This is a genomic window from Candidatus Abyssobacteria bacterium SURF_5 (assembly GCA_003598085.1).
Lineage (GTDB): Bacteria > Abyssobacteria > SURF-5 > SURF-5 > SURF-5 > SURF-5.
Genome location: QZKU01000076.1, coordinates 1 through 25,523 on the forward strand (window position 1 = coordinate 1; position 25,523 = coordinate 25,523).

General features: G+C 54.8%; 23 protein-coding genes and 2 tRNA genes. 13 read left to right on the forward strand and 12 right to left on the reverse strand.

Going from position 1 to position 25,523, the window contains the following annotated elements; all coding sequences use genetic code 11:
• Positions 1–363: 363 nt before the first annotated feature.
• From C4520_11205 to C4520_11240, 8 genes are all read right to left on the reverse strand, one after another.
• Entirely contained in the window at positions 364–1,545 is a 1,182-nt protein-coding gene (locus C4520_11205; GenBank protein ID RJP20529.1) for a type II secretion system F family protein, read from the reverse strand.
• Between the two features lie 67 nt (positions 1,546–1,612).
• Positions 1,613–3,166, reverse strand: coding sequence for a type II/IV secretion system protein (locus tag C4520_11210; protein RJP20530.1), 1,554 nt, complete (start codon positions 3,164–3,166; stop codon positions 1,613–1,615).
• Between the two features lie 28 nt (positions 3,167–3,194).
• Entirely contained in the window at positions 3,195–4,610 is a 1,416-nt protein-coding gene (locus tag C4520_11215; protein ID RJP20531.1) for a type II/IV secretion system protein, read from the reverse strand.
• Positions 4,549–5,415: a hypothetical protein gene (locus C4520_11220; GenBank protein RJP20532.1), complete on the reverse strand. Its 867-nt coding sequence runs from the start codon at positions 5,413–5,415 to the stop codon at positions 4,549–4,551. Before C4520_11220 ends, C4520_11215 begins: the two co-directional genes overlap by 62 nt.
• Positions 5,416–6,132, reverse strand: a complete 717-nt coding sequence (locus C4520_11225; GenBank protein ID RJP20533.1) for a prepilin-type N-terminal cleavage/methylation domain-containing protein — start codon at positions 6,130–6,132, stop codon at positions 5,416–5,418.
• A complete protein-coding gene (locus C4520_11230; GenBank protein ID RJP20534.1) occupies positions 6,132–6,710 on the reverse strand; it encodes a hypothetical protein in 579 nt (192 codons plus the stop codon). The genes C4520_11225 and C4520_11230 overlap by 1 nt, the downstream gene beginning before the upstream one ends.
• 46 nt (positions 6,711–6,756) lie before the next feature.
• A complete protein-coding gene (locus C4520_11235; GenBank protein ID RJP20535.1) occupies positions 6,757–7,746 on the reverse strand; it encodes a GAF domain-containing protein in 990 nt (329 codons plus the stop codon).
• Positions 7,746–7,988 (reverse strand): hypothetical protein, encoded by a 243-nt coding sequence (locus tag C4520_11240; GenBank protein RJP20536.1) that lies wholly within the window; start codon positions 7,986–7,988, stop codon positions 7,746–7,748. Before C4520_11240 ends, C4520_11235 begins: the two co-directional genes overlap by 1 nt.
• Positions 7,989–8,144: 156 nt before the next feature.
• Between C4520_11240 and aroF the strand changes: the two genes are divergently transcribed.
• From aroF to C4520_11300, 12 genes are all read left to right on the forward strand, one after another.
• Entirely contained in the window at positions 8,145–9,164 is a 1,020-nt protein-coding gene (gene aroF, locus C4520_11245; protein RJP20537.1) for a 3-deoxy-7-phosphoheptulonate synthase, read from the forward strand.
• Positions 9,165–9,171: 7 nt separating this feature from the next.
• Positions 9,172–9,825, forward strand: coding sequence for an SMC-Scp complex subunit ScpB (scpB, locus tag C4520_11250; protein ID RJP20538.1), 654 nt, complete (start codon positions 9,172–9,174; stop codon positions 9,823–9,825).
• Complete coding sequence (locus C4520_11255) at positions 9,822–10,541, forward strand: rRNA pseudouridine synthase (protein ID RJP20539.1); 720 nt, start codon at positions 9,822–9,824, stop codon at positions 10,539–10,541. Before scpB ends, C4520_11255 begins: the two co-directional genes overlap by 4 nt.
• 117 nt (positions 10,542–10,658) lie before the next feature.
• Positions 10,659–10,931: a hypothetical protein gene (locus C4520_11260; protein ID RJP20540.1), complete on the forward strand. Its 273-nt coding sequence runs from the start codon at positions 10,659–10,661 to the stop codon at positions 10,929–10,931.
• Between the two features lie 126 nt (positions 10,932–11,057).
• Positions 11,058–11,133, forward strand: a tRNA-Gln gene (locus C4520_11265).
• A gap of 44 nt (positions 11,134–11,177) precedes the next feature.
• Positions 11,178–11,253 (forward strand) — tRNA-Glu (locus C4520_11270).
• A 106-nt stretch (positions 11,254–11,359) separates the two neighbouring features.
• Positions 11,360–11,671, forward strand: a complete 312-nt coding sequence (gene rplU / locus C4520_11275; protein ID RJP20541.1) for a 50S ribosomal protein L21 — start codon at positions 11,360–11,362, stop codon at positions 11,669–11,671.
• 71 nt (positions 11,672–11,742) lie between these two features.
• On the forward strand, positions 11,743–12,003 hold the full coding sequence (locus C4520_11280) for a 50S ribosomal protein L27 (GenBank protein RJP20542.1): 261 nt from the start codon (positions 11,743–11,745) through the stop codon (positions 12,001–12,003).
• A 76-nt stretch (positions 12,004–12,079) separates the two neighbouring features.
• Complete coding sequence (gene obgE, locus C4520_11285; GenBank protein ID RJP20567.1) at positions 12,080–13,348, forward strand: GTPase ObgE; 1,269 nt, start codon at positions 12,080–12,082, stop codon at positions 13,346–13,348.
• Positions 13,335–14,486, forward strand: coding sequence for a glutamate 5-kinase (proB, locus tag C4520_11290; protein RJP20568.1), 1,152 nt, complete (start codon positions 13,335–13,337; stop codon positions 14,484–14,486). The genes obgE and proB overlap by 14 nt, the downstream gene beginning before the upstream one ends.
• The gene (locus tag C4520_11295; GenBank protein ID RJP20543.1) at positions 14,483–15,748 is read left to right on the forward strand and encodes a glutamate-5-semialdehyde dehydrogenase; all 1,266 of its coding nucleotides are present in this window, start codon (positions 14,483–14,485) and stop codon (positions 15,746–15,748) included. Before proB ends, C4520_11295 begins: the two co-directional genes overlap by 4 nt.
• A gap of 107 nt (positions 15,749–15,855) precedes the next feature.
• The gene (locus C4520_11300; GenBank protein RJP20544.1) at positions 15,856–16,872 is read left to right on the forward strand and encodes a GNAT family N-acetyltransferase; all 1,017 of its coding nucleotides are present in this window, start codon (positions 15,856–15,858) and stop codon (positions 16,870–16,872) included.
• A gap of 29 nt (positions 16,873–16,901) precedes the next feature.
• Here C4520_11300 and C4520_11305 read toward each other — a convergent pair whose 3' ends face one another.
• Positions 16,902–17,678 carry a glucose 1-dehydrogenase gene (locus tag C4520_11305; protein RJP20545.1) on the reverse strand — a complete coding sequence of 259 codons (777 nt, stop codon included), beginning with the start codon at positions 17,676–17,678 and terminating at the stop codon, positions 16,902–16,904.
• Between the two features lie 312 nt (positions 17,679–17,990).
• Between C4520_11305 and C4520_11310 the strand changes: the two genes are divergently transcribed.
• Positions 17,991–21,332: a PAS domain S-box protein gene (locus C4520_11310; protein ID RJP20546.1), complete on the forward strand. Its 3,342-nt coding sequence runs from the start codon at positions 17,991–17,993 to the stop codon at positions 21,330–21,332.
• Here C4520_11310 and C4520_11315 read toward each other — a convergent pair.
• The 3 genes from C4520_11315 to C4520_11325 all read right to left on the reverse strand — a co-directional run bounded on the left by C4520_11315 (position 21,321) and on the right by C4520_11325 (position 25,445).
• Positions 21,321–22,310 (reverse strand): TGS domain-containing protein, encoded by a 990-nt coding sequence (locus tag C4520_11315; GenBank protein RJP20547.1) that lies wholly within the window; start codon positions 22,308–22,310, stop codon positions 21,321–21,323. The two genes, C4520_11310 and C4520_11315, sit on opposite strands and share 12 nt — an antisense overlap.
• Before the next feature lie 100 nt (positions 22,311–22,410).
• A complete protein-coding gene (locus tag C4520_11320) occupies positions 22,411–24,534 on the reverse strand; it encodes a glycosyltransferase (protein ID RJP20548.1) in 2,124 nt (707 codons plus the stop codon).
• Complete coding sequence (locus tag C4520_11325) at positions 24,465–25,445, reverse strand: glycosyltransferase family 2 protein (GenBank protein RJP20549.1); 981 nt, start codon at positions 25,443–25,445, stop codon at positions 24,465–24,467. Before C4520_11325 ends, C4520_11320 begins: the two co-directional genes overlap by 70 nt.
• Positions 25,446–25,523: the final 78 nt, after the last annotated feature.

The window sequence follows — 25,523 nt, forward strand, 5'->3', positions numbered from 1 at the left end:
GCGGTTTCATAAAAGATCACCTCCTCTCATACTGTATTATTATTATATAACAGATTCGGAGAAATGTCAAGTGCTTTTTTTGATCGCGACTTTGCTCAACAAATCTGCTGGTGGGATTACTTAAGGCAACTCAAGAACTTATGTGGGAATTCCCCACCCGGTTTGCGGAATCGCTGGCGCGGTGCGGAAGGCGTTATCGGTCGCGCAAGGATTGAAGAACCATGGGGGAATAAGCTCTGCGTGCCCGGCTCGCCGCGGCGGAATTCGTCGCTTCCTCTGGCGCCTCCAACACAAGAGGCCCCAATAATACGGGTCTCCCGGCCCGTTCCCCCTCCTTTGGGGTCGCTCAGTCGAGCACGCTCTTCAACCGGCGATGGAGGTTATCTGGTCGATCAGCGAAACGTACGGCCAGAAGAAGGAGAGCGTCAGGAACAGAACCACAATACCAAGACCGAGGATCATGACAGGCTCGATCAGCGAGCGCAAGGTATTTACCGCCGTTTCGACCTCTTTTTCGAAGATCTGCGACATTTGCCGGGAAACTTTCTCAAGGGAGCCCGACTCTTCTCCCGTTGCAAGCATGTCGGTGACGAGGGCCGGCACCACCTTTGAGCGGCGCAACGGCTTTTCCAGGCCCTCGCCACGCTCGATGGACTCGCGCACCTGCTGGAGGTCTTTGGCGAATGCGGTGTTTCCCACTGCCTCTTTCGTCAAGTCCAGCGTTTCGAGGATGGAGATGCCGGCGTTCAGCAGCGTGGCGAATGTTTGGGTGAAGTCGGCAACCACTTTTTTCGTCATCACCTCTCCGAAAACCGGCGCGCGCAGCTTGAAGTAATCGATCTGGAACCTTCCGGCCGGCGTTTTTCCGTACGAGATCACCAGCGCCGTCACGCCGACGACAAGGATCAGCCACAGCCACCACAGGTTCACCAGCCCATGTGAGAACGCAAGCGCCACTCTGGTAATAGCGGGAAGCTGAATGTCGAAAGAGCTGAACATGGACTCGAATTCCGGTATCACGACCACCAGGAAGAGAGTCAGAATCGCAAGACTCGCAATCAAGATAACAAAAGGATAAGCCACCGCCGATTGCACTTGTTTCCGCATGAAAGCCTTTTTTTCTCGATACTCGGCCAGATGCGTCATGATTTCGGTCAGCGTTCCCGATGTTTCGCCGGCCCGAATTATGCTGACAAACAAGTGGTTGAAATATCTCGGATGATGGGAGAGGGATTGCCAAAGCGTGTTTCCGGCTTCTATGTTATCGGCTACATCTTTTAGTACGGCGCCAAGGTTCTTATTGGAGGTCCGCATGGCGAGCGTGTTCATCGCGCGGAGCAGCGGGACCCCCGCCTCGAGCAGCATGACCAACTGGCGCAGGAACGACGTTATCTGCTCTTCAGGAACGCGCCGCCCGGCAAGCGAGATGCTTCCGATCCGCGCTAAAACGGATGGCGGAGCCGCTGCTTTGGCTGGCTCGCCCTCAAGTTTGAGGCCGACATCGTCGCTCTGAGTTCTTCCGAGATTGACTTTTTGTTCTGACATCGCTGAATTTCCCCCCTCACGGTAACGTTTACTAAATCTCTACACCAGCGAATGGGATACCTCGCCGTCAGGCGCCGAGTGCCCGCAGCACTTCTTCCACGGTGGTTACCCCTGCGGCTACTTTTTGGGCGCCGCGATCTCTCATGAATTTTACCTTTTCGTCCGCGCTTGTTCGCGCAATTTCATCCACGGAGGCGCCAGCCACTATTTTCGCCTTTATTTCGTCGTCAATTTTCAGCACTTCGAAAAGTCCGACCCGGCCATAAAAGCCGGTATGGTTGCAATGCGGACAGCCTTTTCCTCGGTAAAACGGACCGGCCGCCTCGAGCAGTTGTAATTCCGACAGCAGTTCCCGCGGCGGCTCATAGACCTCTTTACAGTGCACGCAGTTGGTGCGCACCAGTCGCTGTGCGATAACCACGTTCAGAGCGCTGGCAATCATGAACGACTTGATCCCCATGTGCCGCATCGCGGTGATGGTCTCCAGCGCGTTGTTCGTGTGCATGGTACTGAGCACCCGGTGTCCGGTAACGGCGGCGCGAACGGCGATATGCGCCGAATCATCGTCACGTATTTCTCCGATCATCAGCGTATCGATGTCCAACCGCAAAGCTCCGCGCAGCACGCGTTCGTACGACAGATCAGACGCTTTGCTGACCTGCACCTGGTTGACCCCTTTCAACTGAAACTCGACGGGGTCTTCGATCGTCACGATATTCTCGCTGAAATTGTTAAGGCTATTCAGAACCGCATACAACGTAGTCGTTTTGCCCGAGCCCATCGGACCGGTAACCAGCAGCATTCCGCCCTTTCGCTTTACGAATCGGTCGATGACGCGTTGATCGGCCGGATCCATTCCCAGTTCCTCGAGCTTTTTGCCGATGTTCGCCGACCCGATGAAACGGAGTACTAATTTCTCACCGAAATAGGTGGGTACAGTCGCGACGCGCAGGTCGTAATCGCGGGTGCCGATGCGAATCATGAAATGTCCGTCCTGCGGCGAGCGCGTATTGGTGATGTCCATGTTGCACAGTATCTTCAGCCGGCTGACGATCGCCGGTTCTATTCGCCGCGGCAAACCCAGAATATCGTAGAGCACTCCGTCGATTCGAAAGCGCACCCGCAGGATATCTTCCTGAGGATCGAAATGAATATCGGTCGCTCGTGTGTTTACGGCTCCTCCAATGATTACGTTTATTGTTGTCACCGCCGAACTGCCGGCCGATTTCTCTTGAATCTGCTCGATCTCCTGCGCGAGCGACGCCTGCTGCGTCCCGGAAGCGCTCTGCCCGGCGGCGGGCGGGAAATACTGATCGATCATCTCCCGGATCTCTTCGGCGGGAACAAGAACTGGAACAATCTCCATGGAACTGATGACGCGAAACTTTTCCAGGTTGCTGACCAGGGCGGGGTCGCCGAACGCGAGCCGCAGGATATTATTTGACCGGTTCAGCGGGAACACGCGGAAGTCGCGGATCACCTGTTCGGGTACGGCTTCGAGGGCGTCCGGATCCAGTTGATCCGATGCAGCTTCGATATATTCGATTTCCGGTTTCTCCGCAAGCCGCGAAACTTGTTTCTCGGCCAGTGCGTATCCTTTTTGAATAAGAATCTTTTTCACGTGCTTCCCCTGAAAAGACGGCGAATCCTTAGAACCTCAACACCCTGAAAACCTCATCCACGCTGGTGGTTCCCTCAAGAATTTTATTTACGCCTTTCTCGAACAGGCTCTTCATCCCTTCGGAATGTGCTGTTTTGACAATCTGTTCTATCGATCTTCCGTCGATAATCGCCCTCTTGATTGATGGAGTGAGCCGGAGGAGCTCATAGACGGCCGTGCGCCCGAGATAGCCCGTCTTATTGCAGGCATCGCATCCGCTTGCCCGGTAGAGCTTCTCGGGCTTCTCCTTCACTTCCAGTTCCTTCACCAATTCGGGTTCAGGCTCATATGGCTCCCGGCACTGGGTGCACAGCTTTCGAACCAGCCTCTGAGCGAGGATACACAGCAGCGAACTGGTGATGAGGAACGGGCGAACATTCATATTGACAAGCGTATTGATTGCATCCGGGGCAGTATTGGCGTGAATTGTGCTGAAGACACGGTGCCCTGTCATAGCGGCCCTGATGGCGATTGCGGCTGTTTCCAGGTCGCGAACTTCGCCCACAAGGATCGTATCGGGATCCTGTCGCAGAGAGGCGCGCAAGGTGCTGGCGAAAGTAAGATCGATGGCGGGATTGATCTGAACCTGGTTAACCCCCTTCAGTTGATACTCGACCGGGTCCTCGAGGGTGATGATATTATAAGTGCGGTAATTGATGCGCTCGAGCGCCGCATAGAGCGTGGTTGTTTTCCCCGAGCCGGTAGGGCCGGTAACCAGCGTCATTCCCTGCGGCTTCGTGATAATATCTTCGAAAATCACTCGATCGGAATACTCCATTCCCAATTCCTCGAGCTTTGGGATTCCGCTGGTCGAATCCAGGAGGCGCAGCGTCAGTTTTTCGCCGCGAAACGTTGGAAGCGCGGACACTCGCAGATCAAAGCGGTTGTTTCCGCTGGTCATCGAGATATGGCCGTCTTGCGGTCTTCGCGTCTCGGAGATATCCATCTCGCCGAGCACTTTGACGCGGGCCACGATATTGGGCTGGATTCGCTTGGGGATAGTCAGCACGTCGTGCAGCATCCCGTCGATTCGAAGCCGGGCGACCATCCCGCTCTCGCTGGGGTCGAAGTGGATGTCGGTTGCTCGAGAGGTAACGGCCAGATCGAAAATAGCCGAAACCAGAACCACCGGCTGAATATTCTCCACGGAGCCCCCGATTTGCTTGAGAAGCTTCTGCCGCAGCGTCTCGCCGGCGGCGGAAGCGCGCTGTTCCAGCAAGAGCTCCTTTTCCAGCCGCTGCTGAATGGTATCCTCGACTTTTTCCGCCAATGCTGCGCCTTTTTCTGCTGATTCATTCATACCCTGTAACTCCTCGTCATTTTGGGAAGGAGCCGAAAAAACCTTAAATGTTTTCCCAGGACTCAATATGAATCCGTCCATCCTGATGGCGTTTGATGACGGCATTAATCTTTCTGTTGCTCACAGTCCGGACTCCTTGCAGCACCGACCCAACCGATTCAACCCGAAAGACGCTGCTGTTGACAGTTATCAGCGGCAGGGCCGGAGCGACTCTGACCGGCGTCAGGCCTGGCGTCTTCACGAGATCAGCAGGTGCGGCAAAAACGAAATCGTCCGCAGTTCCATCGATTCCATCCACTCCCTTGCGGAATTCAACGATAATCTGACCCGCCTCTGCGTCCATTCCCGGCAGCGCCGCAAGAACATCGGCGCCGGCTGTATTGATATTGACTTTATCCGTTCCGGCGACAGTCCCAAGACTTAACAGCTTCGAGAGCACGTCGGCCTTCAAGTCGGCGGCCACAAAATCGTCGATCGCATGCAGTTTTCTGGAACTGCGAAAACTCAGAACAGCCGCGAGCGCCTCAGTATCGGCTCCCACCAGAGTTCCCAGGGTCTGCGGCGAGGCAGTCAGAACATTGATGCGCGAAGATTCGTCCGTAACGATCAGCCGGTATCCGCCATCGCCGAGCCGCGTCATTTCCGGCGAGGTCCCTGTCCACCAGGGGTCTACGGAAGAATCGGTGAGGGGAGAATCAAGGCTCAGCCGCGAGACTGCATCCTGAACCCCCGCCATCGCGAGATAATGCGCCTGCAACTGCTGGGCGTCGCGAACGGCATATGCGGCTTCCAATCTCATATGAGCAAGGAAGACGCTGCCGAGCAGGCCGAGAATCACCAATACGCCGAGAGCCGTGAGTAATGCTACGCCTTCGCGTCCTCGAACCTTCACGCCGTCCCCTCCCTTCAATCAAATCGCCTGCGCCGCCGGCACATTGACGCTTATCCGAAACGGCGTCGGCTGAGCCGATATGCCTCGAAGGATATACACGGTTATCTCAAGAGCCGCCGGTAACGATGCCGAAGCTGTCGTTCCCTCCTCACCGGGAGTCGCCGGCTTGTTTTCGGGCGGCCACTCCTGGACCCATTCCGGCGGGTTCTGCGAGCTGTCCAGATATTTCACGTCGAGCCCGACGGCATCGGAAAGCAAAGACTCGCACAGTCCGCTCTCGGGCGGCGCGCCAATCGGCGATCGGGTCTGCAGCAGACCTCGCGGCGAGTCATCCCCATCCGGCGACAGCTCCAGTCGGTACTCCATTTTCTGTATCGATCCCAATCCGGCATATCGGCTATCGAAAATCGGAAATCTCAGTTCGTCGGCCGGAAAAACGATGCCGCCTGCTTCATATGAGCCATTCTTCCCCCTGAATTTGACGGCGTCGATCGGGGAGGGATGGGTTTGTCGAACCATATCGGAAATTGTTCCGAGCGCCCGCCTGGTTTCCGGATATTGCGCTGTGGATTTTTTGGCGCGGGCCATCGAGCCAAATGATTTGAAGACACTCGGGATCGCCACGGACATGAAGATGCCAAAAATGGCTATTACAACCAGCAACTCGAGAATTGTCATTCCGGATTTCAACTTCGCTAATCGCATCACCATTCTCTGTTTTCTCCCGCCGTTCATCAGCGAACCGCCAATGCGGTAACTATATGAAGCGCCTCTTTCCCCTGAACGATCTCACTCGAGCCGTCTTCGCCAGGTTGGATCAGGGAAAATCGTTTCCGGTCGTCAGAAAGGAAAAACTCTGGTTCCGATGAAACAGCGCCCCCTTTCACCTCTCTGCTGGTAATCGCGTAAACGTGCAGTGTGATTGTCGCCAACTTCGGGTTATGCGAGGCCGGCAAGATTTCGGCTATCCATCGAAAAGAGCTCACTTCAGAAGAATCCAGCGAGAAGTCGCGGAATCTGCCGGGAAAATCCTGGAGGAGACGCGGCCCGCCAGTTTGGGCGAGGGCCGTCTGCGCCGGGAAATTTCGCAGGATTTCTTCCATTTGATTTTGCGCCAGGATCTGCGCCAATTCGCTTCCTCGAGCCTTTTTCGACAGGTCGAGGCCCCCCATGAAAAACTGGGCAAACCCGGTGACGGCTATCTGGAGGATCAGGAGCGCGATGATGAGCTCAAGGATTGAGAGGCCGCTTGACTCGGAGAGGGGGGCAAAGGAAAAGCGATTACGCGAGGCGGATCGTTCTGTCTTTATCATAAAAGGGACTCCTTAGAAGGGCCGCCGCCCGATCCGGTTCGGCGACTCAGACCTCATTGAGGACGGCGACCGTCCCTATTTTCATTCCGTTTGGATCGATGACGGGGGCGACATCAACTTGTACTTTCTTTCCCCCATCTTGTCCCAATTGTACAACCTCTTTCACCGGCTTCGCTTGATCAAAGGCAGCCTGGAGCAGAGACGAGATGCTTTTGTCCGCTTTCAGTTCCGCTATATCCCGAGTTGTCACTGCATCGCCATTCGAAAAACCGAGCAATTCCCTCGCGATAGTATTGATCATGACCAGCTCGCCGCTCTCGTCCGTCATGAGCGCTCCCGACTTGAGCAGGTCGCAGATGTGTTCCAATGAATATTGAATGGCAGCGAACAGGCGCGCATTTTGCAGCGCAATTGCGGCCGTATTGGCGAATGCGGAGAATATATCCAAATCTTCCTCCGACAGCGGACCGCTATAGCCGGCATTCAGGACCTCGATAACGCCCACGATTTTGTCACGCAGCTTTATGGGCACGCACATAATGGATTTTGTCTCGAATCCGGTAGCCAGATCGATCGCCCTTTCCCACCGCTGATCTCTCTCCGCATCCGATACCACGATCGGTTGACCGGTCAGGGCTACTTGCCCCGCGATTCCCTGCCCCATTTTCAGGCGAAACTCCTGCACCTGCTTTCCTTTTTCACCGAGGGCAATCTTAAAAACCAGCTCGTTTGTGCGGTCGTCCACGAGCATCAAGCTGCTGTCTTTGGCTTTCATTACTTTTGTTGCGCATGCCATCAGATACGTGAGTAATTGATCGAGATCGAGGGTTGAATTGATGCTGCTGCCGACGCCGATCAAGGTTGACAGCCGCTCGATCTTCTCCTCAAGCTTTCTGCGAGTCTGCTGCAGCTCCTGCTTGAGTATCTTGAGCTGATCCTCCCGCTGCGAGATCTCGCGTTTGCAGACTTGAATCTCCTCCTCCCGACTGCGAAGAGTATCTGTGAGGAGTTTGAATTCTTCGTGATCAACGGTCATCAGAGTTTCCTCCAATGGTAGAGGGGCATTCTTTCGGACGCATCCACGAGAGACGCGCCCCGGATGGATGTGATAGGATTGTTACTCGTTAAAGATATGTTCAAACTAATTGCACCAGCCGCGTGCCGGGAGTATATCACAAGGAGAATCAGTAAGTCAAATCCAAGTAACAGGTAGTTCTGCGCATTAATTCCCCCCCCTTGCATTGTACAAAATATGACATTTCTGAACGAGATGCGCAAGCTCCGGACAGCCCTTCCTTGAGCAGGTAATAGCCCCTCGTAACGCGTTCCCGGCGCGAGATCTATTCTTGACAACGAAAAGCTCCACTCGCTATACTAGGCCGAGTGTTCGCAGGTTGGCTTAAGTCATGATATTTCCGAAGGATACGTTTTTTCATGATTATTATAATGAAGCATGAAGCGTCCGAGCGGGATTTGGAGCACGTCATCGAGGTGATTGAGAAGCTTGGATACAAGGCCCACCTGATTCGTGGAGTGGAGCGGACCGTTGTAGGGGCGGTCGGCGATGAACGAGGTAAGGCCCGCCTTGAATCATTGCGAACGCTTTCCGGAGTCGAGAACGTTGTGCCGATTTTGAAGCCCTTCAAGCTCGTTGGCCGCCAGTTGAAACAGGAGAAAACTGAAATCGATGTATCGGGAGTCGTTATCGGAGGCAATGAGATTCAAGTCATGGCCGGCCCGTGCAGTGTCGAATCGCGAGAGCAGATTCTCGAGATAGCGAACGCGATAAGACAGGGAGGCGCCAAAATCCTGCGCGGCGGCGCATTTAAGCCACGCACCTCACCGTACAGTTTCCAGGGCCTCGAGGAGAGGGGGCTCGAAATGCTGGCCGAGGCGCGCGAGCGGACCGGATTGAAAATTGTGACCGAAGTAATGGATCCACACAACGTGGATTTGGTGGCGCGGTATGCTGACATCCTGCAGGTGGGCGCTCGAAACATGCAGAACTTTGCCCTGCTGAAATGTCTCGGAAAGATAGATAAGCCGGTCCTCCTCAAGCGCGGCATGATGTCAACCATTGAGGAGTTTCTGATGTCGGCCGAATACATTCTGTCGGAGGGCAATTATAAGGTGATCCTGTGCGAGCGAGGCATACGGACCTTTGAGACCGCCACAAGGAGCACGTTGGATCTGAACGCAATACCCGTGATCAAGAGTCTGAGTCATCTGCCCGTCATCGTCGACCCGAGTCATGCGACCGGCCGATGGGATCTCGTACTGCCGATGTCGAAGGCTTCGATAGCCGCCGGAGCCGACGGGTTAATGATTGAAGTGCATCCGCATCCGGAAGAAGCGTATTCCGACGGATTCCAGTCGCTCTTGCCCGAGCGCTACTTCGCACTGATGAAGGAAATCAAACCGCTGGTTTCAGCTATGGCCAGAACAATGGGGTGAAAACCGAATGGAAGAACCCGTTACTCCAGAGCCTATTCCTGAAGATGCAGCCGCTCGACCGGAAGAGGAGGCTCCGTCCGCTGAGAAGGAGGATGTTTTACAGACTCCGTCCGCTTCCGAACTGACGGATGACCAGATTCGCTCGATCATGGAGGTGCTCCTGCTTGTCAGCGACCGGCCTTTGTCGGTAACAAAAATCCAGGAAGTCATGGACGGGCTGCAGAAACCAAAGATATATGAAGTCATCGAGCAGGTGCGCCGCCATCTTACGGAGAATGGCTTTCCCTTTCAGGTGAGAGAGGTGGCAAACGGATACCTGCTGTCCACGATGCCGGAATTTGCCCCTTGGGTCAGAAAATTTTATGCGCCAAAGCTGAAAACTTCAAAGCTGTCGCAGGCGGCCTTGGAGACGCTGGCTGTGATCGCGTATAAACAACCTATCACGCGCGCCGAAATCGAGGCCATCAGGGGCGTCAACATTGACAGCACCTTACGGACGCTCGTCGAGAAACGCCTTGTCGAAATCGTCGGTTATAAAGATGTCATCGGCAAACCCGCCACCTACGGCACCACCAATGATTTTCTCCTGCAGTTTGGCCTGAAAGCGCTGAGCGATCTGCCCACAATCGAGGAATTACGCTCCCTCAATTCCGGCCCATGAGACTACAACGGTTCCTTGCGCTCTCCGGTGTCGCCTCTCGCCGGGCAAGCGAAGCCCTTATCACCTCCGGCCGGGTCAGTGTCAACGGCCGGATAGTCACTCGCCTCGGGACAAACGTGGACCCTCAGCGTGATACCGTCGAGGTCGACGGCAAGAGCGTTCAAGAAGAACGCAAACTGTACGTGCTGCTCAACAAGCCGGCAGGATACTTGACCGCCGTCGCCGACGCGAGAGGACGCTCGACGGTTTCAGACCTGGTCGCGGGCCTGCCCGCACGTCTGTATCCCGTCGGCCGGCTGGATATGGATACAGAAGGCGTTCTCCTGCTCACCAATGACGGCGACTTCTCATTCCGGCTTGCGCATCCCCGGTTCGGTGTTGAGAAGGTGTATCATGCGACAGTCGCCGGCAAGCCCGGTGCGGCCGATATCGAGGCGCTCAAGCGTGGAGTGGATATCGGCGGAGTGGTAACCTCACCGGCGAAAGTCCGCATGTTCAAAGCCGGAAGCCGGCATTCGACAATAGAGATCACCATTCACGAAGGGCGAAAGCGACAGGTGAAGCGAATGTGCAAGGCGATCGGTCACCCTGTGATCCGCCTGCGGCGGATCGAGTATGGCGGGATTCGCCTCGGCAACCTCAAGCCCGGACAACATCGACTTCTCACTCACGCCGAAATCGAAAGTCTCCGTCGAAAGACGGAATTGAATGTGTGACCACTCCCGGCAATTTCTTGATTCATATTTCCCAATCCCAGTAGCCGGCTCTCCACAAAGTTGCCACGATTAAGCTAAGGAAAATGAAGTTGAATTGGGATATGTCGGGAGACAAAAATGCTGGATGAAAACCAGCCGAAATCGGACAACTTGAAGACGCAGGGGCTGTTTCTCCTGATCAGGCTGCTATTGTTCTTGATAATTGTTCTCATGGCGATGCTTATTATGTTCCTTCTACTGCGCAATACCGCCTATTCAGTCGGGTTATCCGCAGTTGCGCCAGGAGATGGCGCCTCTCTATCGCATTTTTCCCGATTGCAATTTGGGAGCCAGAGGGAATCAAAAGTTCGGCTCTATCCGGACCGAAACTTCGGTTCTATCCGGACCTAAGATTCAGATGATTACCCGATTTCTCGCGTCACCTCCCCCGGCGCCACAAGTTTTGAACAGTGTTGACAATACCTGTATTTTCTGGTATAGTTGAGCGTTAGGCGGGTAGTCTCGCCTCGGCCTTACTGGGGAGTCGTCGAATTGGCAAGACGCCTGACTCTGGATCAGGAAGCTGTAGGTTCGAGTCCTACCTCCCCAGCCCCAGAGAGCGCTCGTAAAAGCGGGCGCTTTACTTTCTGAGGCAGCGGCCCCTTCGTCTAGTGGCCTAGGACGGGTGGTTCTCAGCCATCAAACGGGGGTTCGATTCCCCCAGGGGCTACCATTTTTTTTGTGCATCCGCTAAAATAGAAGAGAATAAGAAGCTGAAGCTTGATGATACTTCGGGGATAGTCCCCCTCGCGGAACGCATCTGAAAGGAGCTAATTGGCATGTATGCCATCGTGAAGACCGGCGGCAAACAGTATCGGGTTGCCGAAGGCGACATCATTAAAGTGGAGAAGCTCAGTGCCGATATCGGCGAGACGGTTACATTTAGAGATATAGCCTTGCTCGAGAAGGAAGGAACCGCGGTCGCCGACCCGAAGCAACTGGAGGCGGTGACTGTCGAGGGAAAGGTGCTCGGCCTGGAAAAGGCGAAAAAGATCACTACTATGAAGGCGAAGCGCCGCAAGGGCTACAAGAAAAAGATCGGGCATCGGCAGACTCATACCCGGCTTCAGATTACAAAGATTACTGGATAGAAAAGAATCCCCAGGGGGATGGTCCTCTTCGGGAGGACGGCCCTGCGGAATAACCGAGGAGGTGACTTCCATTGGCACATAAGAAAGCCGGCGGCAGCTCGCGCAATGGGCGCGACAGTAATTCACAGCGACTTGGGGTGAAACGATACGGCGGACAAGTGGTGAAAGCGGGCAATATTCTCGTGCGCCAGCGCGGCACGGTGTTTCTTCCGGGAACAAACGTCGGTCTCGGCCGCGATCACACCCTATTTGCAAAAATCGACGGTTGCGTCAGCTTTATTCGAGCAGGCAAGAACAAGCAGAAAATCTGCGTCTACCCCGTGCAAACTTAATCTCCCCCCGGCGCCTCCTCCACGATATCTTCTCAGAGGAACAGGTCGAGGGCGGATGAAGGCCAGCGCCTCGCCTATGTTCATCGACAGAGTAAAAATCAAGGTACAGGCCGGCGACGGCGGCAATGGGTGCGTAAGCTTCAGGCGCGAGAAGTACGTCCCGCGCGGCGGTCCCGACGGCGGCAATGGCGGCGACGGCGGCAGCGTCATCTTGAAGGTGGACCCATCCGTTGCCACGCTGGTCGACCTGAAGTATAACCCCCTCCAACGCGCACAGCGCGGCGAACACGGTAAAGGGAAAAACAAGGACGGCAGGCGCGGAGAGGATATTTTTGTTTCCGTTCCACCCGGCACAGTCGTCCATGACGAGGAGACCGGGGAGGTACTGGCCGACCTCATTCGCGAAGGCCAAACATGTATTGCCGCACGCGGCGGACAGGGAGGCAGAGGCAATCGCAGCCTGGCCAACTTCCACAACCGCCTCCCCCGCTTTGCCGAACTGGGCGAGCCGGGCGAGGAAAGGTCGCTGCGGCTCGAACTGAAGATACTTGCGGATATCGCGATTATCGGGCTCCCCAATTCCGGCAAATCAACTCTTCTTTCAAAAATCACCGAGGCTCACCCCCGAATTGCGAATTATCCATTTACCACGCTTTCGCCGAACCTGGGAGTGGTGGACGCCGAAGACTACAAACGCTTTGTTGTCGCCGATATCCCGGGCCTGATCGAGGGCGCACATAAAGGCGTCGGCCTCGGCCACGATTTCCTCAGGCACATCGAGCGGACAAAGGTGCTGGTTGTCCTTCTTGACGGCGCCGAATCCGATCCGGTCACAGATTACCAAATCCTCACGAACGAACTCCGGCTGCACAACGAGACCCTCACCAGAAAGCCGCAGATTATAACCATCAACAAAATGGACCGCGAAGGCTCCAAGAAAAAATGGACTGCGGCAAGGAAAAAATTGGTAAAATATAAATTCCCGCTGGCGGCGGTTTCCGCTTTAACCGGCGAAGGACTCGATGAATTGGTGCGCCTGATGACCGCCGCTGTCGAGCACGAGAGGGAACAGCGACCCGAGCCGGCGCCTTTGCTGGAAATGAGCAAACGCTACACGTTTCGCCCCGAGATCGGCGTGCGCAAGCGCGGCCGCGTTTTCGAGGTCTCAGGTGATAAGCCGGAAAAATGGGTCATGATGACCGACTTTGAGAACGATGAGGCGGTGAACCACTTGCGGCGCAGACTATCGCACCTGGATCTCGATGCCGCCCTGAAGCGAGAAGGAGCCGAGGGAAAAACTGTCCTGAGAATAAAGGACCACGAATTTGAATATCAACTTGAATGACATCGATCTGCTTGTGGTGAAGATCGGCACCACGCTCATCTCGTCTCCGACCGAATTTCTCGATCGAAACAAGATGCGTCCGATCGTGGAGGACTTGGCGCATCTGCGAAAGCGCGGCGTTAAGATCATTCTGGTCTCATCCGGTGCAATTGGAGCCGGAATGGCCATTCTCGGGCTGAAAAGCCGTCCGAAGCTGCTCCCGCAAAAACAAGCCGCCGCCGCCATCGGGCAAAGCAAGCTCATGCATTTCTATAAGGAACTGTTTAATGAGTGCGACCTGCACGTAGCACAGGTCCTGCTCACGAGAGACGACCTCGACGACAGGCGAAAATACCTGAATGCGCGCAACACCCTGTCGACACTGCTCGGGTATGAATCGATTATCCCGATAATCAATGAAAACGATACGGTCGCCGTAGACGAAATCAAGTTCGGCGATAACGATACGCTGGCGGCCGTCGTCGCCTCCAAGATGGAGGCCGACCTGCTCGTCATCCTCTCGAACGTAGACGGCCTCTATGATTGCGACCCGCGCAAATCGAAAAGCCCAAAACTGATTGAAGAAGTAACGGACCTCTCGGACGACATCCGCAGAATTTGCGGGGCGGCATCGGCGGAAACCTCGGTTGGAGGAATGAAATCCAAAGTGGAAGCCGCCAGGATCGCCTCGTTTTCCGGCATTGCAATGATCCTGGCCAACGGCGAGCGAAGCCATATTCTAAAACAGATATTTGAGAATGACGTCAAGTGCACGTATTTCCGTCCGAAGAACGAGTGGGTCAACGGGCGCAAGCGCTGGATCGCCTTTGGCGCCGCACCGCACGGGAACATCAAAATCGATGAAGGGGCATGCAGCGCCTTGCTTCGGAAGTGCCGCAGCCTGCTCCCTTCGGGAATCATCGACGTGAGCGGCAAATTCGCGCGTGGCGATACCATCAGTATCGTCGACGCCGGGAGCCGCGAGATAGCGCGAGGATTGACGAATTATTCGGCGGACGAAATTCTTCAGATAAAGGGGAGCCACACAAGCAAGATAGCGGAGATTTTGGGCCATAAGGATTACGACGAAGTGGTGCACCGGGATAACCTGGTGGTCTTGGAGGGAAACCGGCCGCAGTCGCAGGAGAAAGAAAAATGAAACAGGATCCACTCGAACAATCGGTGCTCGATACCGCGCTTGCCTCGCGTTCGGCCGCGCGGAAACTCGCCGGCCTCTCCTCACAGGCGAAAAATGAGGGACTGAGCGCGATCGCGAAAAACCTGCGGGCGCGAACAAAAGACATCCAGAAAAAAAATGGGGCCGATATCGAGCGCGCGAAACAGGCGGGGCTGTCGGCCGCTCTCATAGACAGGCTCACCTTGACGGAGAGTCGCATCGAAGCGATGGCCGCAGGGGTGGAAGAAGTCGCCATGCTGCCCGATCCCGTCGGCGAGGTTCTCCGGATGTGGAAACGCCCGAACGGGCTGCGCATTGGAAAGGTTCGGGTTCCCATCGGGGTCATCGGATTCATTTACGAGTCGCGCCCGAATGTCACCGTCGACGCTGCGGCGCTCTGCATAAAAAGCGGCAACGCGATCATACTTCGTGGAGGCTCCGAGGCGATCGAGTCCAATTCAATTATAGCCGACGTCATCGCCGAAGGACTCGGACGCGCCCGTCTGCCGGAAGCGGCCGTCCAATTGATTAGAACAACCGACCGGTCCGCCGTCGGAATCATGCTGAAACTCGACAGATACATTGACCTGATTATTCCGCGCGGGGGGAAATCGCTTATCAAGCGCGTGGTGGAGAACTCGACCATCCCGGTCATCATGCATTACGACGGCATTTGTCACACCTATGTCGACGAGTTTGCCGATCTCGCCATGGCCGACAGCATCTGCATGAATGCAAAGGTGCAGCGGCCCGGCGTCTGCAACGCAATGGAGACTCTGTTGGTGCACGCGGCCGTTTCCGAGAATTTCATCCCGCAGATTGTGGAACGAATGAGGGCAGCCGGAGTGGAGATCCGCGGGTGCGAGAGAACCCGCCATCTGGTTCCCGGCGTGATTGCTGCAACCGAAGAGGATTGGCGGACCGAATATCTGGACCTGATTCTATCTGTGAAGGTAGTCAATTCCATCGAAGAGGCCATCGACCATATTTCCCGCTATGGGTCCGCTCACTCAGATGCAATCGTGACGGAGAATTACTCTCGGGCCCAGCAGTTTCTGGAAGAAGTCGACTCGTCCGCAGTTTTCGTGAATGCATCCACCCGCTTCAATGACGGGTTTGAATTCGGTCTCGGAGCGGAAATCGGCATCAGCACCAATCGGCTTCACTGCCGCGGCCCAATGGGGCTGGAGGAGCTTACTACCACCAAATACATCGTCTACGGAAACGGTCAGGTCCGGCAGTAATAAAACGAGGACGGCACCATGTTTCCTTTGTACGCAGGGCAGAGCAAAAGAAATAACTGCAATCCCATGGCCTTGAGGCGGGATACGGGGGCTATCCGCATTTAATAATGCCAGCATTCATAGTTGAACCGATTGAGCTGGGCAGACATGATCTCGCACAAATTCTTGCCGAGATTGTGCAGGAAGCGTCAAATCAATTGGGGACAAGACAGGCGCGGGCACTGGCGAAGATCTGGAAAGCCCTGATTGAAAAAGGTTCAGGCTTCATTCTGATCAATGATGGCAAGTGTACGGGCATAATCCTCTATACCGCCGAATACGAGCTGCGTTTTTCTTCTTTTTTAAGCGAGTCGAGCGCGCGAAAACTTCCGCAAAACATAACCATTTGCCTCTGCTGCACGATCCGGGGAAAAACCAGTTGGAAACGTGAGCAGGAGACTCTCCTGCTGAAAACGGCAATCTCTCGCCTTCGGATGGAGCCTTCCGTTGAAACGATTGCCGTGCAATGCCCGCCGCTCTACCGCGCCGACATCGAAGGCATTCTCTCTGCAATCGGTTTCATGAATTGTCATCGGATTCGAATGCAGCGTTCGCTTTCGGGCAGGATTTCGGCCGGCGGCGGACCGCCAGGATCCAGATTCGAAGTACCCACCGAGAACGACGCCGATCAATTGGGTGGAATCATATATCATGGGTATTTCTCGGAGATTGATGGCTATCTTTTTCCCGACATTTCCGCAGTCTGTTCCGACAGCGACCTGTTCAAGGAATTTATCACCAATAGGTCCATTCACCTGCCCGCCTCGATTCTTGCGCGCGTGCAGGGACATCCGAGCGGGTGCGTTATCTCGCTTGCAGGAGATGCTCCTTCGAGCGGTTTGATCGGGATAGTGGCCGTTGTTCCGGAGATGAGGCGCCGCGGTGTCGGGAAGGCAATGCTCCTTCGAGTTTTGCGGAACTACCAAGAGATCGGATACGAGCGTGCTTCCCTCGCGGTTACGGTTGAGAACACGCCGGCGGTCTCCCTCTACGAGTCCATCGGTTTTCAGGAAGCCAGCCGGCGCACAAACATCTCCGTTTGGCGGCGCAGCGTGTCGCGCCCTCTGATGAACTTCCGGCGCTGATCAATATCGACCGAGGCGTTTCCCGCTTTTCAGACGCCTTCAAAAGCTCTCGGGCCGCCATCGACGCTGATCATCTCACCGGTCATGTAGCTGGAGGCATCGGAGGCAAGAAACACGGCCGGCCACGCTATCTCTTCAGGATTTCCCCACCGCTTCAAGGGCAGCGATTGAAAATGCTCCTGTGTGGATTCGGGCGTGATGCCCATTTGTTGTTGCACGGCCTCGGTGATGATCATTCCCGGAGCAATGCAGTTTACGCGGATATTGTATTGAGCGAATTCGACCGCGAGTGCTCTGGTCAGATTGATTACCGCCGCTTTGGCGGCTCCGTATGGCGCCATCATGGGGGCGCCATCGCGGCCGGCGATTGAAGCGATATTCACGATGACGCCGCGGTTTTGCTTCTTCATCTCCTGACAGGCAACCTTCGAGAAAAGAAAGACGCCGGTCGAGTTGATGCCGAAAATCGCGTTCCATCCGTTGAGGCTGACATCTTCAATCGGGCAAACGAAACTGGCGCCGGCGTTATTGACAAGGATATCAAGCTTTCCGAATTTCTTAACGGTTTGTTCAACGACGTTCCTTACTTCCTCCTCTTTTCGCACGTCGCACGTCAACGCCAAAGATTTCCTGCCCAATTCCTCGATCTTCTTCGCCGTGTCGCGCAGGTGTTCGGCCTTTCGACTGCAGATTACGACGTTGGCGCCGGAGAGGGCGAGCGCTTCGGATATCGCCCTGCCGATGCCGGTCCCTCCGCCGGTTACAATTGCGACTCGGCCCTCTACGCTGAATGGATTGTTCTTCATAAATTCTCCTGTCTTCTCGACCGCTGAAAAGGCTGAAATGGCGTGTAATGGCGGTCGCGCCAGAACTGTGGTTGGACTGTTTATGGAGGGGACTTGGTACTCCCACCCGCCGGCCGTCCCTCATCATAGTAAAGGATACTGTGCGTGTCAAGTCCAAAATTGGACACCCGCGAACAACTCCTGTCCCAGCAATCGCCGCTTAATTTTCGAGATTAACAGAGCATAAATCCTGCGCGCGAGCGGCGATCAGGCTTTCTGAAAGGGCTCGAGGATAAAAGTGATCCGTCAGGAAGTCGAAATTTGGGGGGATTTATGTGCCACAGGGGCCACATCGCAATGGAGAACGTTGACGCCGCGGGAAGGCTTGGGCAGTGCACGGTTTTATCATTCGGGGGATGGCATACTCTTTGCATAAGTCCTGATCGAGACAGCTATATCCACAGGTCTGTAAGGGGCGAGCATGAGGGCGGAATGCAGATAATCAGCAGCCAAAGAAAAATCTTGTTCTTTCTCGCGCTTTTCATGCTTGGCTCCATGGCCGTGATTGCCCTCGCCACGAAAGAGACACTCGAGCGCAGCCAAAACAAAGCGCTCGAACGCTTCGGCCGCGACCAGTCTGATCTGGCTCGGGCGGCAGCCGCCTCGCTGGAAGACGCTCTTTTACTGCGCATCCGGCTACTTGGCGAAGTCATCCGACAACTTCCTTCGGATCTACCGGCTGAGAAGCTCCCGGCATTCCTGCAGGGGATATTCGATCGAGGGGAGGGATTCTTCTCCGTCGTCTATCTCCTGAACAATGACGGCGGTGTCAGATATGCATATCCGGCCGGCGCCCCCGTAAAGGCCCCGGATGTATTCGCGCGGACTAAAGCGCGCGGCGTCGATTTGGGAATCGAAATCACTGAGACGGGTGACCTGCTCGTGTCGGCGCGGCTCGTGAAGGATACGAACTCAATTCTCATTGCAGTACTTAATAAAGAAAACCTGAGAGAGAATTGCCTCGAAAAACTGAGCAGCCGCCTCGCCCGTGATCTATTCATTTTGTCGGCCGACGGGAGGATCGTTGTCCGTCAGTCGCACCGGCAGGCATCTCCTGATACGACACACAAACATGAAGAGGTCATTTCTCTTGCAGGCATCCACGACGAGGGCGGAATGGTTAGAATAAAACAGGAGGATGATTCAGATTTTGTTGCATACGCGCCGGCTCACCTGCCGGGAAGCCGGCTCTTTCTTGGATTACGGACGCCCCCGGCCATGGTGAAGGGATACCTTGTGGAAGGCTCGCGCTTCATCATTGCTATGGCCGGATCGAGATTGATAGCTCTCACGGGATGTATGTTTCTTTTCTATTTTTTCAACAAGCAGCGCCTCCAGGCGAAACAAGAGACGCTTCAGCTCCGTGAAGAGCAGAAGCTCTTGAGCCGGCTGGAGGAGTCGGAAGAACGGTATAAGACGCTCGTGGAAAACCTGCTGAGCCCGGTTGTCATCTTTCAGGATGACAGAATCCGATTCACCAACCGCATGTTCACCAAGCTCACCCACTACTCATCCGAGGAGGTGACCGCCGAGGGATTCGACCTCCTCTGCCTGGTCCACGAGGATGATCGCGCGCTCGTGCAAGAGAATGTGGCGCGCCTTCTGGACGAAGAGCGCTTGGAATTGCCGCAGGAGATCAGATACGTGAAGAAGAACGGCGAGATCGTCGTTGGCTTGACGCTTTCATCGCTCGTTCATTTCGAGGGCAGGCGCGCCGTCGAAACGGTGGTTATAGATATCACGCGAATGAAGAGGATTGAACAAGAGCTGTTTGAAATGAGGAAGCGGTTGCAGTACCTCCTTGATAACGCGCCGATCATGATCTTTTCACTCGACCACGAGGGGAAATTTTCATACGCTAACAAGGAAACGCTCCGAATCACCGGTTACAAATTGGACGACTGGCTGAACAGATCGTTCGCCCCCATTATTCATCCGGACGACCTCGCGCTGGCTGTGGCGAAATTCGAAGAGGGCCGCAGGGGCATCCCGCGGCGCGACTACAAGCTGCGGATCGTGAATGCAGCGGGGAACCTGCGGGTTCTTCATATTGTCGCCGATGCCATCTGGGAAGACAATCAGTTCAAAGGATCGCTGATTATTGCAAGCGACATAACCGAGCAGCAACGCCTCCAGCAGGCGATTAAAGAGACTCGCGATCATCTCGCAAATATTATCGAGAATGCAGGCGACGCCATCATCACCGTAGACATCATCGGAAACATCGTTTCCTGGAACAAGACGGCCGAACAAATGTTCCATTTCGTTGAGCCGTTCGCCTTCCACAAGCCGCTCTCCTCGCTCTTGAACACCAATTCCGCACGGATGACAAAGCTGATCGACCGCGTGACGCAAGGAGAGACCATTCGGGATGAGGAAATCGAGTGCGTTTGCGAGAGAACCCGGGTGGATACGCTGTTTACATTCTCTCCCATCAGGGATGCGCCGGGCAAGGTTATCGGGATCTCTTGTTTTGCAAAGGATATAACCGAGCGGAGAAACCTTGAAAACCAGCTGGAGCGCGACAAGGAATTCATCCACCAACTCATTGAAAATGCTAACGCCCTTATTGCCGCCGCTGACGAAAAAGGGAAAATTGTCATCTTCAACAGACTGTTCGAAGAGGTATCCGGTTATACCAAAGAGGAGGCGCTGGGGCAGGATCCGCTCGAACTGCTCATCCCGAAGGAATATCGAGAATCGGTTGCTCAGAAGGTGGGCAAGATCCGCGGAAACAAACCGCTCTTGGAAATAGAGATCCCCATTCTCTCAAAGGATGGCCGCATGCTCACGGTCACCTGGAACGCCGCGGCTGTGAATTTGCCCTCGGGGCATGCTGCGGTTGTGGTGGTTGGCCAGGACGTGAGCGAACAGAAGAAGATGCAGGAGGAACTTATCCAGTCGAAGAAGCTGATTTCAATCGGCGAACTCGTTTCCGGGGTGGCTCATGAGCTGAATAATCCGCTCACTATCATTATGGGATATTCGCAACTCCTGATCTCCGAACGGGAACTCCTGGAAAAACATCGCGTAATGGCCAACAAGGTACTGGACGCCGCCACACGAAGCAAGCGGATAGTGGAGAACCTGCTGGCATTTGCGCGGAAAAAGAAGCTTCAGAAAGAGCAAATCAACATCAACGAAATCCTCGAAAGCACGCTGTTGCTGCGGGAGCACAACCTCGCGGTCAACAACATCACCCTTGTCAGGTCTTACGAGGAAAACCTCCCGCAGGTGTTTGCCGACGCCCACCAACTGCAGCAAGTGTTCTTGAATCTCATCAATAACGCTTTCGATGCCATGTTTGAGGCGCACCGGGGTGGAACGCTCGAGGTGAAAACCTTCAGAAAGAATGAAACGCTCTTCATCGAAATGACGGATACCGGACCCGGAGTACCGGAGTCTATTCAGGAGAAGATTTTCGACCCCTTCTTTACTACGAAGGAAGTCGGCAAGGGAACCGGATTGGGAATGAGCCTCAGCTACGGAATCATCAAGGAACACGGTGGCAGGATCTACCTTGACAAAACCCACCAGCCGGGCGCGCGGTTCATCATCGAACTCCCTTTCACCCAGCATGCGCAGGTACTCGAGGCGCAGGCTTCATATATGTAGTTCAACAATGTCGCCATCAGCCAGAACATAATCGACGGAAACACTCTGCCCGGGGAATTCGGAGCTTCCCCACACTTTGGCCATCTTCAGATTCTGCGCAAAATCCTTATGGACGTGCGCGGCGAATTCGAGAAGCGTACTTCCGGCTGTCATAGTGAACGGAGGCGAGGTTGTCTTTGGTTTGCCCGGTTCCTTTGAATAGATGCGGACGATGCCAAGCCGCTTGAAGATTTCGGATTTGAGACGTTCCAGATTCTCTCCCGTCTCGGCAGATACATTCAGCAGCTCGATATCGGAATCCCACATCTCCTTCATGAGCGAAAAAATGATTTCGTCTTCATCAAGATCGCTCTTATTGGCGACGGCAAGAGTTTTCTTGTCGACCCAACCGAATTCCAGCGTTCCGCCGGAACCCTCCCTTGAAAGCCTGATCTTGATTCTTTCCATTATGTGGCGCGTGATATGGAACTGATCGAGAGGATCCTGCGATGCGAGATCAAGGATAACCAGTACCAAATCGGCGGTTCTCACATTATCGCCCGTGGCCGTATCGTAATGTTCCTCGGAGAGAGCAGGCAATTCAACCAGTTGAATAAATATGTCCTCGTACGGCATCATCGCCGGGACCGGCATTCGTGTTGTGTAAGGATATGGCGCGACCTCGGGCCTCGCATTGGTCAGCGAACATAATAACTGCGATTTACCGGTATTCGGCGGGCCGACCAGCGCCACTTTGCCTGCGCCCTCCCGCTTGACGACGAGCGAAACGCCTCCCTTTTTGCGGGCACGCTCGGTTTCCATCCGGTCCTTGAGTTGGGCGATCCGGCGCTTGATATCCGCCTGCATTTTCTCGGTTCCCTTATGCTTTGGAATCGTGCTGAGCATTCGCTCCAGGCATTCCATCTTCTCACTCGATGTTTTAGCCTGTTTATATGCCCGTTCCGCTTCCAAAAATTCGGGGGTTAGATTTGCAGGCACTTGTCCCTCCTTCCTCCTGCTGAATTAATTTTATCACAGATGGGAGGGATTGATGCAGCCGGCAAGGAATGCTGAATTCGGCAGGATTCGGCAGCCGTTTTTAACGACGAAAGATTTCGCGCTTGAGCTTTCTGTAGACTCGCAGGGGGAACCTCGCAAGACCTTTCACCAAGGCAACGTCCCTGAGTTCTTGCCGTACGGCGGAGAGTTCTGCACTAGTTTTCTCAAGGCTATCCAGCATTTTCAATTGAGCGAGCGCTTCGAATACCCGCGTAAAATCTTCAGCGGATTGCGGTTCAAATTCGGCATAGATGTCGGAAGGATTAAGCGATAGATCTTGGCGGGTAGCGACAACGATACGGCGGTAACAAGGCTCTCTATTGTCGGCGGCGTAACAGGAGGAGTTGTACAGCCTGTTCAGCCTTTTCAAGATGTCGGTCCCGGCGGGAAACCGTTCCAGGAAAACGGTGAGCCCCATCATTGTGACCCATCTCGGGAGGTAACCGTTCGGCAGAACCGACACGTGAAAGCCCAGCGCCTCCAGACGGCTCCTCGCTTGTTCAAGAGAGGGAAGCCGATTGGCGATGTGCTCAATCAGCCACGGATTCTCATTGCCATGAAGGCCCTTATAAAATTCATTCACAAAGTTTTCCGCCTCGCTTATCAGCGGCGCTTCGAACGGCGCCGCCAAGATGATTCCATCGCGCGACACCCGCTCCATCTCGTTCAGGAACGCCTCTCGCCGCTCCGACGGGATGTGTTCAAGAACGTCAAAACTGACCGCATAGTCGAACGCTTTCCCCTTGAAAGGAAGCCGCATGCCGTTCCCGAAGACGAAGTCCTCGATCAGGCGGTACCGTTCATTATCGACGGTAACAACAAAATCCTGGATCAGAAATTGTTGGAGGATTCCGTGGCCGCCAATGTCCAGGATCGTGAATTCTTGATCATCTGCCCTTGTGCGGTTAATGAGATCGGCTGCAAGCTGGTGCCTTTGAAAGACGTCAAAATTCAGATCGAGCCGCTCCTTTTCAAGGTTACATTGCCGCTTCGATCTCAGCTCGCCTGTCCGCTCTTCGATAAAGCGAATCAACTTATCCTCGACAACCGCTGGAATGCAGGTCCGCTTGATAAAAGCGATACCGTTTTGGCGAAGCCTCTCACGTAATTCAGCATCCGAGAGCAGCGTATCGATGCATTGCGCAAACTCCTGTGGTGAGTCCGCAATGAAAATATCTTCACCGTTTCTGAGGGCCAGACCCTGCACCCCGATGCTGGTCGTAACTACCGGAAGCCCATACGCGAGAGCCTCGCCTATCTTTCCCTTCATCCCGGCCCCGAATCGGAGCGGAGCGATCGAGATATCACTTGATCGGAGCAAATGTTTGAGGTCCGGGACGTGCCCGAGGATTTTCACATTTTTCGATGCAAGCGCTGCCACGTCTTCGGGAGGGGACGCGCCCGCAATCAGTACCTTCAGAGCAGGCCTTTTCCTGACCACCAGCGGCAGGATCTCAGAGCAAAAGTATTTGACCGCGTCGACATTAGGAAGGTGCTTGAAGCCGCCCACAAAGAGAAGAGTGGACTTGTCTGGCCTCATTTCGCCGTCATGTTGGCATTCGACCGTGTGAATAGTGGGAATCACCTCAATGCTCAGCTCGCTCTCTTCGTTCAATAAGACGTCACGATCAAGCGGCGTCACGGTGAAGACCGCCTCGACGCTTCGACAGACCGCCAATTCCGCCTCTTTTGTCTGAAGCGCCCGTGTTCGCGCCTCCTGAGTCCCCGCAAGATCGGCCCATGTCTGCTCACGCAGAAAGCCGACATCAACCGCATCGTAGACGACATTGAGAAAGGGTTGCACTTCTCGAATGACTCGAAGATTCCGCTCGACCGTATCGAAGAACTCGAGTATCGCGAGCTTGAACCGATGGTTTCTGAGAATCTGTCGGAGGTCGTAATCATGGAGGAAGAGCTTTGCTCCGGCCTCCGTCAACGAGCGCGTATATTTGTCCTTCCGCCACCTCGAATAGAGTTCATGAAAATTCTCGGCCAGAAAAAATACTTCGTAGTGGCGAGCGAGTATCTCGACCATACGATGCAGGCGCGCCCAGCCTGCCTGCTTGTCGAACTCCGGCGCCTGAGGAGAGATAATCAGAATTTTCTCTCTGGCGGCGGCTTTCCGAAAATTTGACGCATTCCGGCTGCCAATTCCATCTTGCATTTGCCGATCTCCTGACACAGAATGAGCACTCCGTCAAGACGCGAACGCTTTCGAACGAGCGTGCGGTCTTTGAGCAATTTCCACGCCAGCAGGACGATGCGCCAGGCGCGCGTTACGCCCAGCCCCAATAATTGCCTGCGGGTTTTCGCGCCGGTGAGTTGCTCGAAGAGAGACTCGGATACGCCCTGCCAATAGAAGCGTTTCAGGACATAACTCCTGGTCATTTTCTCACCATAACTCTTGTGATAGACCACCGCGGCCGGAGCGTACAGAGTGCGAAACCCGGTCAACCTCGAAAGGCGATAATAGAATTCCTTCTCCTCGTTTGAAAGCAGTCCCTGCTTCTTCCTCCCCAGCATCTGGCTGAATCCGCCCAGAGAAAGCAGGACATCCCTTCGCGCCGACAGATTTCCTCCAAATGGATGCTCCGGAAAAACAAATTCCTTGATTTGATCTCCCCTATCGAGCCGATTGATATTTTCGGCAATTCCATTGAACCACTCAGGCTTGGCGCCGATCCAGACGGGCAGTATCTTGCCGCCCACGCTCGCCGCCTGCGGGAAAGCCCGATACACGCTCCATAACTCGTGAAGCCATTGCGAATCGGCTTCGGAATCATCATCCATGAACGCCACTATCTCTCCGCACGCGGCGCGCGCGCCGGCATTTCGGGCCGCCGAGAGCCCTTGCTCGCGCTCCTGGATGTACACTATGGAATGCCTGTTGTACTGATCGATTAGTTGTCGAACGACCTCCGGCGTCGAATCCACGCAATTGTTGTCGACGATCACGAGTTCATACTCTTGCGGGTCGAACTCCTGTTCCAGCACGCTGCGTCCCGCATCGCGCAACAGATCCGCACGATTAAAGGTGCTGATGATGACGGAAATCGATTTCTTCGAATTCGGCATTACCGCCCTTATTTGTCATTCCCACGCAGGCACAAGTCCATCTTCATCGTGTGTCGAGCCCTGCCCCCCGGAGCCGCT